The following is a 568-nucleotide window of genomic DNA, read 5'->3' on the forward strand; positions in this document are numbered from 1 at the left end:
AGATGGTACAAACAGAGCTGTTTCTGTTCGTTGTAGTACAAAAGCCCCCGAACCTTGCCTCCTCGTGCTTCTTTCAGATAGTCATAATCCTTCTTAACGTGCATGAACCGGTCTTCACCATTATGGTTACCATCAAACAGAATGATCTGTTTATCCTTACCGGAACGCTCCATCACCTGCTTGAGGACGTTAATTCTATTCTCCGGGTCGGATGTATCACCGGACAAGACAGGCGTGGTTTTCGATAGCCAGTTGAAGAGTCTGGCTTGGGTTGTCATGGCGTTCGATTCACATTTTTTCGCTGCCTCTTTAACGGTGGCCGATTTCGTCAACCCAGCCATGGTAAAACCGGTTCCCATGGTGGCTGACAGACAGACTTTATTCTTACTGCCGCTCAAAAAGGCTGCCAGCAATTCGGCCACTTCGCGTTCATTTACCGGTTCCGTCCCGAGCACGCTTTGCGCGCGGCTCATATCTGCGGCCTGCTCCTTAAACTCATCATTACTGCTGGGTGTGGATAACCGGTCATACTCATCAACAACCTTCAGGCCGTCGTATTGCAATGCAT

At 49.3% G+C, this 568-nt stretch carries 1 protein-coding gene; it reads right to left on the reverse strand.

Going from position 1 to position 568, the window contains the following annotated elements; genetic code table 11:
* The coding region (locus J7438_RS27125) for a hypothetical protein (RefSeq protein ID WP_209279118.1) at window positions 1-568 on the reverse strand (568 nt) is incomplete at both ends.

The organism is Thalassotalea sp. G20_0, from assembly GCF_017744175.1.
In the GTDB taxonomy this organism is placed as follows: Bacteria; Pseudomonadota; Gammaproteobacteria; order Pseudomonadales; family Endozoicomonadaceae; genus Endozoicomonas.